Origin of the sequence: Paractinoplanes brasiliensis, from assembly GCF_004362215.1 — a bacterium.
GTDB classification, from domain to species: Bacteria; Actinomycetota; Actinomycetes; order Mycobacteriales; family Micromonosporaceae; genus Actinoplanes; species Actinoplanes brasiliensis.
On sequence record NZ_SNWR01000001.1, the window covers coordinates 5658198 to 5674496 of the forward strand.

At 69.7% G+C, this 16299-nt stretch carries 14 protein-coding genes; 10 read left to right on the plus strand and 4 right to left on the minus strand.

The features are described from left to right. Positions 1 to 2: 2 nt before the first annotated feature. From C8E87_RS25630 to C8E87_RS25650, 5 genes are all read left to right on the plus strand, one after another. Positions 3 to 875 (plus strand): LLM class F420-dependent oxidoreductase, encoded by an 873-nt coding sequence (locus C8E87_RS25630; protein WP_133875447.1) that lies wholly within the window; start codon positions 3 to 5, stop codon positions 873 to 875. A gap of 2 nt (positions 876 to 877) precedes the next feature. After that, positions 878 to 1534 (plus strand): HAD family hydrolase, encoded by a 657-nt coding sequence (locus C8E87_RS25635; protein ID WP_133875448.1) that lies wholly within the window; start codon positions 878 to 880, stop codon positions 1532 to 1534. Positions 1535 to 1603: 69 nt separating this feature from the next. Further along, positions 1604 to 3274, plus strand: a complete 1671-nt coding sequence (locus C8E87_RS25640) for a sodium:solute symporter family protein (protein WP_133875449.1) — start codon at positions 1604 to 1606, stop codon at positions 3272 to 3274. Between the two features lie 12 nt (positions 3275 to 3286). Then, positions 3287 to 3586 carry a hypothetical protein gene (locus C8E87_RS25645; protein WP_133875450.1) on the plus strand — a complete coding sequence of 100 codons (300 nt, stop codon included), beginning with the start codon at positions 3287 to 3289 and terminating at the stop codon, positions 3584 to 3586. A gap of 88 nt (positions 3587 to 3674) precedes the next feature. After that, entirely contained in the window at positions 3675 to 3926 is a 252-nt protein-coding gene (locus C8E87_RS25650) for a hypothetical protein (protein ID WP_166661239.1), read from the plus strand. A 4-nt stretch (positions 3927 to 3930) separates the two neighbouring features. On the opposite strand, the gene C8E87_RS25655 is transcribed toward C8E87_RS25650, so the two are convergent. Next, on the minus strand, positions 3931 to 5043 hold the full coding sequence (locus tag C8E87_RS25655) for a PQQ-dependent sugar dehydrogenase (protein WP_133875451.1): 1113 nt from the start codon (positions 5041 to 5043) through the stop codon (positions 3931 to 3933). A gap of 115 nt (positions 5044 to 5158) precedes the next feature. On the opposite strand from C8E87_RS25655, the gene C8E87_RS25660 reads away from it, so the two are divergent. The 4 genes from C8E87_RS25660 (at position 5159) to ggt (ending at position 12547) form a co-directional block, all read left to right on the plus strand. Continuing rightward, the gene (locus C8E87_RS25660; RefSeq protein ID WP_239080017.1) at positions 5159 to 6637 is read left to right on the plus strand and encodes an alpha/beta hydrolase; all 1479 of its coding nucleotides are present in this window, start codon (positions 5159 to 5161) and stop codon (positions 6635 to 6637) included. A gap of 115 nt (positions 6638 to 6752) precedes the next feature. Continuing rightward, positions 6753 to 8522 carry an ABC transporter ATP-binding protein gene (locus C8E87_RS25665; protein ID WP_133875452.1) on the plus strand — a complete coding sequence of 590 codons (1770 nt, stop codon included), beginning with the start codon at positions 6753 to 6755 and terminating at the stop codon, positions 8520 to 8522. Next, complete coding sequence (locus C8E87_RS25670; protein ID WP_133875453.1) at positions 8519 to 10438, plus strand: ABC transporter ATP-binding protein; 1920 nt, start codon at positions 8519 to 8521, stop codon at positions 10436 to 10438. The genes C8E87_RS25665 and C8E87_RS25670 overlap by 4 nt, the downstream gene beginning before the upstream one ends. A 288-nt stretch (positions 10439 to 10726) precedes the next feature. Further along, positions 10727 to 12547 carry a gamma-glutamyltransferase gene (ggt, locus tag C8E87_RS25675; RefSeq protein ID WP_133875454.1) on the plus strand — a complete coding sequence of 607 codons (1821 nt, stop codon included), beginning with the start codon at positions 10727 to 10729 and terminating at the stop codon, positions 12545 to 12547. A gap of 62 nt (positions 12548 to 12609) precedes the next feature. Here ggt and C8E87_RS25680 read toward each other — a convergent pair whose 3' ends face one another. Further along, complete coding sequence (locus C8E87_RS25680; protein ID WP_133875455.1) at positions 12610 to 13248, minus strand: alpha/beta fold hydrolase; 639 nt, start codon at positions 13246 to 13248, stop codon at positions 12610 to 12612. 162 nt (positions 13249 to 13410) lie between these two features. Next, the gene (locus tag C8E87_RS25685) at positions 13411 to 14331 is read right to left on the minus strand and encodes an aminoglycoside phosphotransferase family protein (RefSeq protein WP_133875456.1); all 921 of its coding nucleotides are present in this window, start codon (positions 14329 to 14331) and stop codon (positions 13411 to 13413) included. Between C8E87_RS25685 and C8E87_RS25690 the strand changes: the two genes are divergently transcribed. Further along, positions 14330 to 15232: a Rossmann-fold NAD(P)-binding domain-containing protein gene (locus C8E87_RS25690; protein ID WP_133875457.1), complete on the plus strand. Its 903-nt coding sequence runs from the start codon at positions 14330 to 14332 to the stop codon at positions 15230 to 15232. The genes C8E87_RS25685 and C8E87_RS25690 overlap by 2 nt on opposite strands. A 274-nt stretch (positions 15233 to 15506) precedes the next feature. Here C8E87_RS25690 and C8E87_RS25695 read toward each other — a convergent pair whose 3' ends face one another. Further along, positions 15507 to 16070 carry a uridine kinase family protein gene (locus C8E87_RS25695; RefSeq protein ID WP_133875458.1) on the minus strand — a complete coding sequence of 188 codons (564 nt, stop codon included), beginning with the start codon at positions 16068 to 16070 and terminating at the stop codon, positions 15507 to 15509. Positions 16071 to 16299 lie beyond the last annotated feature (229 nt).

Here is a 16299-nt window from a genome sequence, read left to right on the forward strand (position 1 = left end):
CAGTGAAACTTGGCCTGCACATCTCGAACTTCACCTGGCCCGAGGGCGCTCCTCGGCTCGGTCCGGTCCTTGCCGACATCGCGTCCTCGGCCGACGAGGCCGGCTTCGAGCGAATCAGCGTGATGGACCACCTCTGGCAGATCGGAGTGATCGGCCCGCCGGAGTGGGACATGCTCGAGGCCTACACGGCGCTCGGCTTCGTGGCCGCTCATACCAAGAACGCCAAGCTGCTCACCCTGGTTACGGGCGTGGTCTATCGCGACCCGGGACTGCTGGCCAAGGCCGTCACCACGCTCGACGTGCTCAGCGGCGGCCGCGCGATCCTCGGCATCGGCGCGGCCTGGAACGAGGAGGAGTCGCGCGGGCTGGGCCTGCTGTTCCCGCCGACCAAGGAACGGTTCGAGCGGCTCGAGGAAGCGCTCAAGATCTGCAAGCAGATGTTCGCCGGTGACGAGACGGCCTTCCACGGCACGCATTACCAGCTCGACCGCCTGCTCAACCACCCGCTGCCGCTGGCCCGCCCGCACCTGCCGATCCTGGTCGGCGGTGGCGGTGAGAAGAAGACGCTGCGGCTGGTCGCCCAGTACGCCGACGCCTGCAACCTGTTCCCCGGCCCCGAGGTGCAGCACAAGCTCGACGTGCTCAAACGGCATTGCGACGAGGTGGGCCGCGACTACGACGAGATCCAGAAGACCGTGCTGTTCAACTTCGACCTGGGGGAGAAGGGCGAGCGGGTCGGCGAGATCGTCGAGGGCCTGCGCCGGCTGCACGCGATGGGTTTCGAGGTCGGGCACGGCGGCCTGCGCAACGCCTGGGACACCAAGCAGTTCGAGGTGTTCGCGAAAGAGATCGTCCCCGCGGCGGAGAGCTTCTGACGATGACGATCGAGGCAGTGGTTTTCGACCTGGACGGCGTCGTCATCGACACCGAGGAGGTGTGGGAGGAGGTCCGGCGCGGTTACGTGGCCGAGTTCGGCCGCGAGTTCCTGCCCGACACCCAGGACAGGATGATGGGCATGAGCACCCCGGAATGGTCCGGTCACCTGGCCCACGACGTCGGTGTTCCCCGTACGCCCGAGCAGGTGGCCGCCGACGTGCTGGGCCGGATGGCCGAGCGGTACAAGTCGTCGCTCCCGCTGATTCCCGGCTCGGTCGAGGCCGTACGGCGTCTCGGCGCCCGTTTCCCGCTGGCGCTGGCCAGCTCGTCGGCCCGGATCCTGATCGACCAGGTGCTCGAGACGGCCGGGCTGACCGACGCGTTCCGGGTCACCCTGTCGACCGAGGAGGTGCCGCGCGGCAAACCGGCCCCCGACGTCTACTTCACCGCCTGCGAGAAGCTCGGTTTCGCCCCGGCGGTCTGCGCCGCCGTCGAGGATTCCAGCAACGGCCTCCGCTCGGCGGCCGCGGCGGGCCTGGCCGTGATCGCCGTCCCGCACGGCGTCTATCCGCCGGCCGCCGACGCCCTGACCCTGGCCTCCCTGGTCGTCACCGACGTGTCCGAGTTGTCACCGGAGGTTGTCGGAGGTCTCCGTTGAGAAACGTGCAGGTGTGAAAGATCTTGGAGGCGGGTAGTTCGCGGCTGACTTTCCCCTCGGAGGTGGCCTGTGGTGCTAGCCGCGGAGAGCGGGCTGCGGCTCGATCTCAACCTTGTCGACTACCTGATCCTGATCCTCTATTTCGCCACCGTCCTGGGGGTGGGCTTCGCGGCCCGAAGAGCGATCAAGACCAGCGCCGACTTCTTCCTGTCGGGCCGGTCGCTGCCGGCCTGGGTGACTGGCCTGGCGTTCGTCTCGGCCAACCTGGGCGCCCTCGAGATCCTCGGGATGGCGGCCAACGGCGCCCAGTACGGCCTGCTGACGCTGCACTACTACTGGATCGGCGCGGTGCCGGCCATGGTGTTCCTCGGCATCGTGATGATGCCGTTCTACTACGGCTCCAAGGTGCGCAGCGTCCCCGAGTTCCTGAAACGGCGTTTCAACAAGCCGACGCACATCTTCAACGCGATCAGCTTCGCCGTCGCGCAGGTGCTGATCGCCGGCGTCAACCTGTTCGCGCTGGCGCTGATCCTCGACGCGCTGCTCGGCTGGGAGCTGTGGGTGTCGATCGTGGTCGGCGCGGCCATCGTGCTGACCTACATCACGATCGGCGGTCTCTCCTCGGCCATCTACAACGAGGTGCTGCAGTTCTTCGTCATCCTGGCCGGCCTGATCCCGCTCACGATCGTCGGCCTGGTCAAGGTCGGCGGCATCGACGGCCTGTTCGACGCCGTACGCAGCGGCCCGCTCGGTGACGCCGCCCTGCACACGTGGTCGAACACGGGCAGCAGCGCGGACAACCCGCTCGGCGCCACCTGGATCGGCATCCTGTTCGGCCTGGGCTTCGTGCTCTCGTTCGGTTACTGGACGACCAACTTCGCCGAGGTGCAGCGTGCGCTCTCGGCCAAGGACATGAACGCGGCCCGGCGTACGCCGATCATCGCGGCCTTCCCGAAGCTGCTGATCCCGGCCGTCACCGTCATCCCCGGCCTGATCGCCGTCGTGACGGTCAAGGGCCTGGGCGCCGACGAGGGCGACCTCACCTACAACAACGCGATCCCGTTGCTGATGCGCGACCTGCTGCCCAACGGTGTGCTCGGCGTCGCCGTCACCGGTCTGCTGGCGTCGTTCATGGCCGGCATGGCCGCCAACGTCAGCGGCTTCAACACCGTCTTCACGTACGACATCTGGCAGGCCTACATCAAGAAGGGCCGCAGCGACGAGTACTACCTGCGGGTCGGCCGGTACGCGACCGTCGGCGGTGTCGTCATCGGCATCGGCACGGCGTTCATCGCGAGCGGCTACGGCAACATCATGGAGTACATCCAGCAGCTGTTCTCGCTGTTCAACGCGCCCCTGTTCGCCACCTTCATCGTCGGCATGTTCTGGAAGCGGATGACCCCGTGGGCCGGCTTCTGGTCGCTGGTGCTCGGTTTCCTGGCCTCGCTGGCGCTCTACGTCGCCTACCTGACCGACGCGATCGCGTTCAACTCGGCGCTGGAGCAGAGCTTCTGGGGCGCCGGTGTGGCCTTCGTGACGGCCGTCATCATCGCTGTCGCGGTCACCTTCTTCACCCCCTCGAAGCCGGACGACGAGCTGCGCGGTCTCGTGTACGGCCTCGGCGGCACCTCGGACGGCACGGTGATCGTCTCGGGCGAGAAGGTCTGGTGGCGCAACCCCGTCCTGCTCGGCGCCATCGCTGTCGTGCTCGCCATCGCCCTGTACATCCCGGTCTGGTAAGGAGGTCTCACCATGGCGGAGAACAACGACCAGGTCGACGAGAAGAGGCTCTCGGCGGCGGCCCGGCTCTTCGACGTACGACGGGTCATCGGTGGCCTGTTCGTCGTCTACGGCGTGATCGTCACGTTGATCGGCCTGTTCGACAGCCAGGCCGAGATCGACAAGGCGGAGGGCGTCCGGATCAACCTGTGGATGGGCATCGGCATGCTCGTGCTGGGGCTGCTGTTCCTCCTGTGGCTGCGGCTCAACCCGCCCAAGCCGCCGGACCCGTCGGACATCACGCCCGAGGACGACCGGCCCGCCGCGCACTGATGGCCGAGGCGGTGTGACCCGGTTGCGTTCGGGTTGCACCGCCTCCGCATCCTTCGCGTCCGGGCGGGCGGCGGCCGATACACCGGGCATGGAAGCCATCGCCCCCATCAGCAACGCCCGGGCTGGCGGTTACCGCACCGCCGGCTGGCAACAGCAGATCCGTGTCGACTACGTCGTGAACAAGGTCATGCAGACCCACCGGGGTCATCAGGAGGATCAGGTCAAGCAGGCCATTCACGACCAGCTCCGCGCCGTCGGCGTGGTGCCCAACGGCCGGCAGATCGCCCAGTACGCGGCGGCGATCTCGGCCCTGCCCCAGCTCCCGCCCAACAACAGCTAGCCGGTCAGCCGGCCCGGAATCGCAGGATCTTGTCGTCGTCGTTGCGGGGATCGCCTCGGCCGTCCCGGTTCGAGGTGGTCACCCACAACGCGCCGTCCGGGGCCACGGCGACCGTACGCAACCGGCCCAGCTCGCCGACGAGTTCCGCCTTCGGCTTCCCGCCGTCAAGCGGGACCGTCCACAGCCGCTCGCCGCGCAGCCCGGCCACGTAGAGCGTGTTGCCGGCCACGGCCGCGCCCGACGGTGACGCCTCGTCGGTGCTCCACTGCACGATCGGGTCGACGTAGCCGGCCCTGCCCTCCTTGCCCTCGACCTCGGGCCAGCCGTAGTTCTTGCCGGGCTGGATGACGTTGACCTCGTCCCACGTGTTCTGGCCGAACTCGATGCCGTACATCTTCTTGTCCGGACCCCAGGCCAGCCCCTGCACGTTGCGGTGCCCCAGCGACCACACCGGCGAACCCGGGAACGGGTTGCCCGGCGCCGGTTTGCCGTCCCGGGTGATCCGCAGGATCTTGCCGTTGACGTTGTCGCGGTCCTGCGAGGCGCTGCCGTTGCCGGCGTCGCCTGTGCCCACGTACAGGAAATTGTCGGGGCCGAAGGCGAGCCGCCCGCCGTTGTGGATGCGAGCCTTGTCGATCCCCTTGAAGATCACCTGGGGCTTGCCGCCGGCGAGCGTGAACCGGATGATCCGGTTGTCGCCGCCCGCGGTGAAGTACGCGTAGACGAACTTGTTCCGCTCGTAGTCCGGGTCGACCGCGAGGCCGAGCAGCCCGCCTTCGCCGCCCGCGTCCACACCCTCGACGGTGTGCACCCGCTTCGGACTGCCGCCGCCGGCCGGGACCTGCCGGATGTCGCCGCGATCGCGCTCGCTGACCAGCGCCGACCCGTCGGGCAGGAAAGCGACGCCCCACGGCACCTCCAGTCCCGCCACGATGATCTGCCCCTTGCCGAGCCGCGGCGTTTTCGGACCGGCCTGGCTGGGGGTCGCAGGCCGGGCCGACGGCTCCGGGGGGAAGGTCGCGCCGCTGGGGGCCGAGGCCTCCCCGTCGGAGCAGGCGACCAGCACGAAGGCCAGGGCCGAGGCGAGGACGAGACGGATCCGGGCGGCGGAATTCATCGCTCCACCGTGCCACGGCCCGGCGAACTTTCCCCGGTTTGCCGCACCGATGATCTTGGTTCGTTCCAAGATGGGGCCGTGCGGCGCCTCGGCCGTGCAGGGCGGAGGAAAGCGCGTGCGAGTTCCGACGCGACCCGTCCGGGCCGCTGTCCTCACGGTGATCATCCTGCTGGCGTACGGGCTCATGCCGCCCGCGCGGGCGGCAGCGGCCGCGATCACATGGGCCGAGTGCCCGGAGGACGCCGAGGTGCAGTGCGGCGAGCTCACGGTGCCGGCCGACTGGGCCGAGCCGGCCGGCCCGCGGATCACCCTCACCATCGCCCGCCGCAAGGCGACCGAACCCGCCCGGCGGATCGGCGCGCTGCTGGTGAACCCGGGCGGGCCGGGCGGCTCGGCGGTCGACTTCACGTTCGGCGCGCCCGGCTTCTTCGGCGCGGAGCTGCGTAAACGGTTCGACATCGTGGGCGTGGACCCGCGCGGGGTGGGTCGCAGCTCGCCGGTGCTCTGCTCCCGCGACCTGGTCGACGCCAAGCCGTCCCCGCTCGTCGAGACCGAGCAGCAGTACGCCGCGATGGTCGCCTGGAACCGCAAACTCGCCGCCGACTGCGCGTCGCGGACGGGCGCCCACTTCGGGCACGTCGACACCGGCAGCGTGGTCCGCGACTTCGACGCCGTACGGACCGCCCTGGGCGAAAAGAAGATCAACTTCTACGGCGCCTCGTACGGCACCCTGATCGGGCTGCAGTACGCCCAGCGCTACCCCTCCCGGCTGCGCGGGCTGGTGCTCGACAGCGTGATGGACCACAGCGCCGACCTCGACACGTTCCTCACCCGCGAGACCGACGCCGCCCAGGACGCGTTCGACGAGTTCGTGAAGTGGTGCGCCCGCGACAAGCGCTGCGTGCTGCGGGGCCAGGACCTCCTGAAGCTCTGGGCCTCCGCAATGGCCAAGGCGCGCGCGGGTCAACTGCGCAACCCGTACGACCCGTCACTCAAGCTCGGCCTCTCCGACCTGCTGACGGCGGCGTTCACGGCCCTGTACGAGCCGCAGTGGTACTCGTTCGCCTACTACCTGCGTGACGCCGTCGCCTCCGCGGCAGCCCCGAAAGGACGCCGCGCCGCCGCGCCGGCGGTGGACCTGATCGACTACAGCTTCTCGCCGGTCATCTGCGAGGACTGGAACCTGCGGGTCAGCGGCTTCCCCGCCCTGCGCGCACGGATGCGGTCCCTCGCCGTACGCGCTCCGCAGATGCTGGTCTCCCCGCTCGCGCTCAGCGCCATGACCGGCTGCCTGGGCTGGCCGTCGGCGCCCAGCAATCCGCAGGCCCCGATCACCCCGCCGCCCGGCCTCGGCCCCGTCCTGCTCGTCAACTCGCGGTACGACCCGGCCACGGCGTACGCCTGGGCGCGCAACGTAGCGGTCCAGCTCGGCAGTCCGACGAGTCTGCTCACGTACGACGGCTGGGGTCACGTCGCCTACAACAAGAGCCCTTGCGTCTCAGGGGTGGTCGACCGCTACCTGTTGCGGCTGCGCCCGGCCGGCCCCGGCGCGCACTGCCCCCCGGTCGACCCCGAGCCGTTCGGCGTGGGCTGAGCGCGGTAACCGGTGTCCGCCGTCGTGCATGGGTGGCCCGCGTCACCATCATGTCTCCCGAACGGCGGAGTATCGTTAGCTAGGCTAACTAGATCGCCTGGTTCAGGAGGCGCCTTTGTCCCGCCGCGCACCCCGGGCGTCCATCGACCCCGACGTACGCCTGGGCTGGTTGCGCCGGGCGCTGCCGCTGGTCAAGGCCCACCGCGTCCTGCTGATCACGTCGCTCACGCTGTCGTTCGCCGGCCTGATCGTGCAGGTGCAGATCCCCAACCTCGTACGGATCGGCATCGACGAGGCCATCGTCGACAAGACCGCGCAGCTCGGCACGTACGTGTGGTGGATCGTCGGGCTCGCCCTGCTCCAGGGCCTGATCAACTTTCTGGCCCGGCTCTATCTGCTGCGGACGGCGTACGAGCTCGAGTACGACCTGCGCAACATCGTCTACTCCCACCTGGCCCGCCTGCCGTTCGGCTTCTACGACCGGGTGCAGACCGGCGAGCTGATGTCGCGCTCCGGCTCCGACATCCGGGCCGTGCAGATGTACCTGTCGTTCGGGCCGTCGATCCTCGTGCAGTGCCTGATCGCCGTGGTCGCGTTCGGGCTGATGCTCTCGATCAACGTGCCGCTGGCGATCGTCGCCATGATCACCATGCCGGTCATCGGGCTGCTCGGCGTCAGCATGCGCAAGGCGATCTTCCCGGTGTCGTGGATGATCCAGGCCCGGCTCGCCCACCTGGCCACCGTCGTCGACGAGAACATCCAGGGCGTACGCATCGTCAAGGCGTTCGCGGCCGAGGGGCGTCAGCTGCGGCAGCTGGCCGAGAGCGCCGACCGCATCCGCTGGGCGTACCTGCAGGACGCGCGGATCCGCAGCCGCTGGAACCCGCTGCTCGACAACCTGCCCCGCCTCGGGCTGGCGCTGGTGCTGATGGTCGGCGGCTACATGGTGATCGAGGGCAGCACCACCGTGGGCACGATCGTCGCCTTCAACTCGTACGTGCTCATGCTGCAGCCGCCGTTCCGCCTGCTCGGCATGATGATCATGATGGGGCAGCGGGCCTCGGCGTCCGCGCGCCGGATCTACGACATCCTCGACACCCCGAGCGACGTCGTCGACGGACCCGACCCGCTCGACGTGCCGCTGCGCGGCGACATCGCGTTCACCGACGTGCGGTTCGCGTACCCGAACGGCACTGTCGCGCTGGACGGGGTGACCCTGCGCGTCCGTCCGGGGGAGACGGTGGCGGTGGTCGGCGGCACCGGGTCCGGCAAGTCGACGCTGGGGCGGTTGCTGGCCCGCTTCTACGACGTCACCGGCGGGCGGGTCACCCTCGACGGGCACGACGTGCGCACACTGGCCCTGAGCTCGTTGCGGCAACAGGTGGGCATCGTGCCCGACGAGCCGTTCCTCTTCTCGATGTCCATTCACGACAACATCGCGTACGGGAAACCGGACGCCACCCGTGTGGAAGTCGCCGCCGCCGCGGTCGCCGCCGGGGCCGACGAGTTCATCCGCGAGCTGCCCGACGGCTACGACACCGTGGTGGGGGAGCGCGGCTACACGCTCAGCGGCGGTCAGCGGCAGCGGGTCGCGATCGCGCGGGCGCTGCTGGTCAACCCGCCGGTGCTGGTGCTCGACGACGCCACCAGCGCCATCGACGTCACCGTGGAGCAACGCATCCACACGTCGCTGCGTGAGCAGATGCGCGGCCGCACCACGCTGATCGTGGCCCACCGGCTGTCCACGATCGGGCTGGCCGACCGGGTCGTGCTGATGGAGGCGGGCCGGGTGATCGCCGACGGCACACACGCCTCGCTGCTCGAGTCGGAACCCCGGTACGCGCAGGTGCTCGCCGCGTCCACGTCTTTGGAGGCACCCGCATGAGCATGTACGGAGGCGGGTTCGGCGGCTTCAACGCCGGCGGCCGGCCCACGGTCGGCGCGGCTGGGCGCAAGGGCAACGGGCTGCCGTTCGCGGGCATCCCCGACGACCTGCGCGAGGGTGTCGCCGCACTGGAGGCCCGCGAGCCGTCGCACGGTGACCCGGGAGTCTCTTTCGACCCGGTCGCCGATTCCGGTACGCGGGTCTCCCTCGGGCGCCTCCTGATCGGCCGGCCGGGGTTGTTGCTCGCGGCCTCGCTGGCGATCCTCGTCGAGACGTCGCTGCTGCAGGCCGGCCCCTACCTCGTCCAGGTCGGCATCGACCACGGCATCGCGGCCGGCAACCTGCGCGTCCTCATGGTGATCACCGCCTGCTTCGTCGCCGCCGTGCTGCTGACCGGCGTCGCCACCGCCGTGCGCATGCGCCAGAGCGGCCGGCTCGCCGCGGCTGCCACCCGTGACCTGCGCGTCCGCATCTTCGCCCACCTGCAGCGGATGTCGCTCGACTACTACACGCGCGAGAAGGCCGGGGTCACCATGACCCGGATGACCTCCGACGTGGAGTCGTTGCAGAGCCTGCTGCAGGACGGTTTCGCCCAGTTCGGAATTCAGGCCCTGACCATGGTCGTCGTCACCGGGCTGCTGTTCCACTACAACGCCTACCTGGCGATGATCACGCTGCTGCTGGTCGTGCCGCCGCTGACGGTCGCGTCGCTGTGGTTCCGGCACGCGGCCGACCGTGGCTACAACCGTCAGCGCGACGCCATCGCGGCCATGTTCGCCGACCTGTCCGAGAGCCTCAACGGCGTACGGGTGGTCACCGCCCACAACCGGCAGGAGCGCAACGTGATCGCCCACCGTGAGGTGGTGGGCCGGTATCGCGACGCCAACGACTGGACCGGCAGGATCAACGCCATCTACGGCCCCGGCACGTCGGTGATCGGCCTGATCGCGATGGCGGTGCTGCTGCTCGTCGGCGGCCGGATGGTGCTGCGCGGCTCGCTGTCCATCGGCGAGCTGACCGCGTTCGTCCTCTACATCAACTCGTTCTTCCAGCCGGTGCAGCAGCTGGTGCAGCTCTACACCCAGTACCAGCAGGGCAAGGCGGCGATCGGCAAGATCCGGGGGCTGCTGTCGTCCTCGCCGTCCGTCCGGTCCTCTGCTTCCGCCGCGGTTCTTCCCCCCGTACGGGGTCACATCGTCTTCGAGAATGTGACATTCGGCTATTCGCCTGGTGTGCCCGTGTTGTCCGGCGTGGATCTGGACATCTCGCCGGGTGAGACGGTCGCGTGTGTCGGGCCGACCGGGGCCGGGAAGTCCACGCTGGCCAAGCTGGTGACCCGCTTCTACGACCCCACCGAGGGCCGCATCCTGATCGACGGGCACGACCTGCGCGACGTCACCCTGGAATCGCTGCGCACCCAGATCGGGGTCGTGCCGCAGGAACCTTTCCTGTTCGCCGGCACGCTGCGCGACAACATCGCCTTCGCCCGCCCGTCCGCCACCGACGACGAGGTGTGGGCCGCCGTCGACGCCGTCGGGTTGCGTTCACTGGTGGAACGCTCCCCGGAAGGCCTCGACACGCCCCTGCACGAGCGTGGCCAGTCGGTGTCGTCCGGGGAGCGGCAACTGCTGGCGCTGGCGCGGGCCTTCCTCGCCTCCCCGCGTGTGGTCGTGCTGGACGAGGCCACGTCGAGCCTTGATCTGCGCTCGGAACTGCGGGTCGAGGCCGCCTTGGACGCGCTGCTCGAAGGCCGTACGGCCATCCTGGTCGCACACCGCCTCTCGACAGCCATGCGAGCCGACCGCATCATCGTGGTCGACAACCACCACATCGTCGAATCCGGAACCCACGAAGAGCTCCTGGAAGCCGGCGGCCAATACGCCACCATGTTCGAAACGTGGGCAGCCCACTCCTGAGCCTGGCTTCGCCCAGCGCTGTCGCGAAGCGCGGCACCCGGCCCCGGGCGAACTCACTGCGGTGATGTTCGCCTCTGGGCGGCACAATCCCGACGGATCTGGTAGGCAGAGATAGACAAGCGACACTGCCCGTCATCCACAATGAACCCCGCCACGCCCGCGCCTGTGGACAAGCCGGTTGCCCGGCTTGACAACGGCGTAAGTTCAATCCCCAGCTCCCCGAGGCGGGTGGGGGGTTGGGATGGCCCTACCCGACAAGGTTTATTGTCGAGACTCTTCGGAGGATCAATGCGGATTCTGCCGGTCCTTGGCGTGACATCCCTGGCCGCGGCGCTGCTCGTAGCGCCCTCAGCGGCCCAGGCCAGCGCCCCCGCCGTAAACCGCGGCACCCACAGCGGGTCACCCGCGAAGCTCGGCCCCACCGCAACCGGCTACGGCGGAGCGGTCTCCACGGTCGACGCCACGGCCACCGCCGTCGGGCTCGACGTCCTGCGCCGGGGCGGCAACGCAGTCGATGCGGCTGTGGCCGCAGCCGCGACCCTCGGCGTCACCGAACCCTTCTCGGCCGGCATCGGTGGTGGCGGCTTCTTCGTCTACTACGACGCTCGCAAACGCAGCGTCTCCACCATCGACGGCCGCGAGAGCGGCCCGGCCACGATGAGGGAAACCCACTTCATCGACCCCGCCGACAACCAGCCGTACGACTTCGCCGAAGCTCGCGTCTCCGGCCTTTCCGTCGGCGCCCCGGGCACCCTCGCCACCTGGCAGTCGGCGGCGCGCAAGTGGGGCACCAAGCCGCTGGCCGCCCTGCTCGAACCGGCCGCCCGCGTGGCCGACAAGGGCTTCCCGGTCGACGCCACGTTCCGCCAGCAGGTCGCCGACAACGCCGCGGCGTTCGGCCAGTTCGACTCGACCAAGAACCTGTACCTGCCCGGCGGCGCGCCCCCGGCGGTCGGCTCGACCCAGCGCAACCCCGACCTCGCGGCCACCTATCGCCTGATCGGCAAGAAGGGCATCGACGTCCTCTACGAGGGTGCCGTGGCCCGCGACATCGTACGCACCGTCCAGAACCCGCCGGTGTCGGCGAACCCCGTCGGCACGTGGGCCTATCCGATCCGCCCCGGCACCCTCACGCTCGCGGATCTCAAGAACTACCGGCTGCGGCACCCGGCCCCGACCAGGTCCGAGTTCCGTGACCTCACCGTCTACGGCATGTCGACCCCGTCCAGCGGCGGCGTGGCGGTCAGCGAGGCCCTCAACATCCTCGAGACGGCCGGCCTGTCCGAGGCGGACGTCACCAAGGCGTTGCACTACTACCTCGAGGCGTCGGCGCTGAGCTTTGCCGACCGCAACCGGTACGTGGGGGCGTACACGCCGAACCCGGTCCTGCAGAAGCTGGTGTCGGACGGCTGGGCCAAGCAGCGCGCGTGCCAGATCAAGCCGGGCGCCGCGCTGACCAAGCCCGTCCCGCCCGGTGACATCAACGCGACCGGTTGCACCCCGGCAACCGTCGGGGGTCCGACCGAGCTGGGGCAGAGCACCACCAACCTGACGGTCGCCGACCGCTGGGGCAACATCGTCGAGTACACGTTCACGATCGAGCAGACCGGCGGCAACGCGATGGTCGTGCCCGGCCGTGGCTTCCTGCTCAACAACGAGCTGACCGACTTCAACTTCACCAACACGCAGGCCCCGGCGGCCGACCCGAACCTGCCCGGCCCCGGTAAGCGGCCGCGCAGCTCGATGTCCCCGACGATCGTCCTGAAGGACGGCAAACCGTTCCTCGCGCTCGGCTCGCCCGGCGGCGCGACAATCATCACGACGGTCCTGCAGATCCTGCTCAACCGGGTCGTGCTCGGCCAGTCGCTGCCGGAGGCGATGGCGGCGCCCCGGGCCTCACAGCGCAACTCCCCGGGCATTCAGGCAGAACCAGCCTTCCGTACGGCCTATGGCCCGGCCCTGACCGCGCTGGGTCACACGTTCGGGCCTGACGTGCCGGAGCTCGGCGCCGCGACGGCGATCGAGTTCACCCGGGGCGGCGGCTTCATCGCCTCGGCCGAGCCTGCCCGCCGTGGCGGCGGAGCGGCCGGGGTCGTCAACCCGCGCTGACACATCGCGAACCCCTCGTCTTGTCAGAATCTCGGACAGGACGAGGGGTTCGTTCACGTCGACTACAGCAGAGCGCGCAACCGCCCCGCGAACCCCTCAGGATCCGACAGGTGGCTGAACGCGGTCTCCGCCCCTGACGGCCCCGGCACACCCCCGGCGACAGCCAGCCGCCGGGTGGGTGGTTGCGCTTTCCATTCCCCGTACGCCCGGAGCAGCGCCGGATCGCGGCGAGGCTCGGCGAACGGCCGGTAGTGCTCCGGCACCGTCCCCAGCCCGGCCGACGCGACGAGCTTGTCAACCGTGGCCGGCATGCTGTCCTCCGGCTCGTCCAGGGTGAGCAGGCAGTGCGTCGCGTACGTGTCGGCGAAGGCGATCGCCAGCCAAGCCGACGTGCCGTGCCCGACAACGATCGGCGCCCGCTGCAACTGCAGGTCGTGGACCAGGGCGGCCAGGTCGGCGGCGATCCGCTCGATGCTGTAGTCGGTGCGGGCCGGGCTGTCCCCGTGGCCGGGCAGGTCGGGCGCGATCACCGTGCAGTCGCGGGCCAGTTCGGCGCCGACCGGCCACCACATCGTACGGTCGAAAAGCAGGCCGTGGAGCAGCACGACCGGCCGGCCGAACTCGCCCCAACGGTCGTAGACGAGACGGTTCAGCGGGCTGTTCGTGGCGTGCGTGGAACGGCGTGGTGGCTGCGGCTGCATACGGCGGGTCCTTCTGCAAAAGGGCGCGGGGGCGCCTTCGGTATACCCGAACGACCGGCTTTGAAGCTCCGTACCACGAATCGACGCCCGCAAACGCGCACAGCCTCGCCCCGGCAAGCCGCTCCCTGCTCACGTGGCCCGCCGGGTCGGCCGTCCCGCCGCCTACTGGACGAGATGGCGCTCCGCCAGGCCGCGGAGGTCGGCGACCAGTTCGTCGATCCATTCGCGGGACACCGGGACCGCGTGTACGCCGGTCTCCACGACCCAGCGCAGGGCGTTCATGGTCCAGCACAGACCGCCGGTCACCAGCTGGCCGGTCACGGTCCTCAGGTCGGTCCCGGCCTCGTACGCGAAGAGAGCCGGCAGGGCGTCCAGCCGAGCCCTGTCGATGCGGCTGTGTTTGCGGCCCTCGCGCAGCAGGAGGTAGAGGTCGCCGAGATTCTGATGCACGTACGCGTCCGACCAGTCGATGGTGACGATCCCGCCGCCGGGGGTGTGGAGCAGGTTCTTCGCCTGGAAGTCCCCGTGGACGACGGTTGCGGGTTCGCCGGCGAGCTGGTCCAGGCGGTGGGTCATCGCCCGGATCGGCTCGTCGAGCGCGCCGGCCAGGTCGGGACGCAGGGCTCCCATTGCCGCTTCGGCCCGCTCCGCGACGGCTTTGAAGTCGGCGGTGGAGCGGCGCAGCCCGGTCGCCAGGCCCATCGCCGGCTGGGACCGCATCCGAGCCAGGACCCGTACGGCCTCCTCGTATCCTTCGGCGGTCGGGCGGTCCTCGAGGTTGTCACCGCCCAGGTCCTCCAGGACGATCACCCCCGCGCCGTCCTCGGCGAGCAACCGCGGCGCGGGAATCCCCAGCGGAACGACCAGCTCGTGGTATCGCCGCGCCTCGCCCGCCAGCTCGCCGACGCCCCGCTTGGCGATCACCGATTTTCGGGTGGCGCCGTCCAGGTGGATCCGCCAGACTTCCGACAGCGCCCAGCCGCGCAGCAGTTCACCGCCGACGATCGTGCCGTCGAGGTCGGGAAGCCAGCCGGGCAGCGTTGTCTCGATCACCACGGCATTCTGCCCAGGGAGCATCGTCATGCGCCTGCTGATTCTCGGCGGCACCAAGCACCTCGGCCGTCACCTCGCCGAGCACGCCCTGCGGGCCGGCCACGACGTCACGTTGTTCAACCGCGGCCGTACGGGCCCGGATCTGTTCCCCGGCGTGCCCCGCCTGATCGGCGACCGGACGCCGGACGGTGACCCGGCGGGCCTGACCGCGCTCGCGGGCGGCCGCTGGGACAGGGTCTTCGACTTCAGCGGCTTCCACCCGCGCCAGGTCACCGCCACCGCCGAGCTGCTGGCCCCGCGCGTCGGGCAGTACGTCTTCATGTCCTCGATCGCGGTCTACCCCCCTTCCGCCGAGGCGGGCCGGACCGAGGATGCCGAGTTGCTGCCGCCGGAGCACGGCGACGGCGAGTACGGCAACCTGAAGGTCGTTTGTGAGCGGGCGGCCGAGGCAGCCCTGCCCGGCCGGGCCACGTCCGTGCGCGCGGGACTGATCACCGGCCCCGGCGACCCGTTCGGCGCGTTCACCAGCTGGGCGATCGCCATGGCCGGCGCCGGGACCGTCCCGTGCGCGGCTCGGCCCGAGCAGCCGGTGCAGGTGACCGACGTCCGTGACCTCGCCGCGTTTCTGCTGTGGATCGGGCCCGGCCCGTTCAACGTGATGCCGCCACCGATGACCTTCGCCGAGATGCTGGAGACCTGCCGCCGGGCCGGTGGCGGAACGGCAACGGTCACCTGGACGCAGGACGAGAACGTCGACGACCTCGGCGGCTTCATCGTGCAACCCCGCGACGGCAGCGAGGACGGTGCTTTCCAGCTCTCCGGCGAACGAGCACGGCAGGCTGGATACCACCCGAGGCCGTTCACGGAGACGGCCCGGGACACAATCGAGTGGGCGCTACGAACGAAGGCAACCTTCACCAACCCCCACTGACAACACCCGGGTGACGGCGGGTGTCAGTACAAGAGCTCGAGTGCCGGGTCGGATCTCAGGCGGACGCTCTCAGGGACGCGAGGGCGGCCAGGACGACGAGCCAACGCCCGCGTTCCAGCTCGTCTGGCTGCTCGCGACCGGCGTGCGCCTCGTCCGGCCGTGACCGGGACGAGGGCAGCGCCGAGGTCGCGCGCTGCCAACTCGGTCGTCCGCCCCGAGGCTGAGTCGCGCGCCCTCGTCGACTGGCTGGGATCGCAGCCCGCGGAGCGGGTCGTCATCGGTGGTGTGCCGTGTCGATGATGAGGTCGGCGCGGTCGCGGGTGCCGTCGGCGGCGAAGAACTCTTCTTCCTCGGCCATCCACTTCTGCCAAAGCTCCTCTGCGCCGGCGAAGGAACGGTCGCGGGCGAGGCCGCGCGCCAACCGCAACGGTGCGGGTGCGTCGACCCAGATGGCGTGGGCGAGCCGATTGATCGTCGCGCGCCGCGTGCAGGTGACGCCTTCGAGAATCATGGCGGGCGCCCAGGGCTGCGTCTTCCACTCGCCGAGGGTGTTGCCGTACCAATCCGTCCAGTCTCTCACCTGATAGTGGGCGTCCTCGCCGCGAAGCAGCGGCGTGAGTACCTGGGCGTCGAAGCGTGGCCACCATCCGGCGAAGTTGTCCCACGACACGAAGTCGTCAATCTCAATGATCGGCGCGTTGAGCGCCTTGGAGAGGTTGCGGGCGAGGTGGCTCTTCCCAGAGCCGCTCGGCCCATCGATGCCGACGATGCGTATGCCGTTGACCGGCTCGCGGGAGGTAACGGCGGCGGCGATTTGATCCACGACGTCGATGGCCATGGGCGCAGCCTAGAGAATGGCCAGCCGTGATTCGGAGCGTTGCCACGCGCGCTTGGGAATGTCGTACCCGTCGATTAGAATGTATGTACGAAAAGGGGCCGTGAGCTGCTGATCTTCGGCGTGTCGTGTGCGCTGTTGATCGTGCTGTCCCAGTGAGGAGATCGACGTGACCGCGCCCGTCCTGAGTGTTCCCTCGACCACCCCTGTGCCCGTCATCCCGCCCTACGCG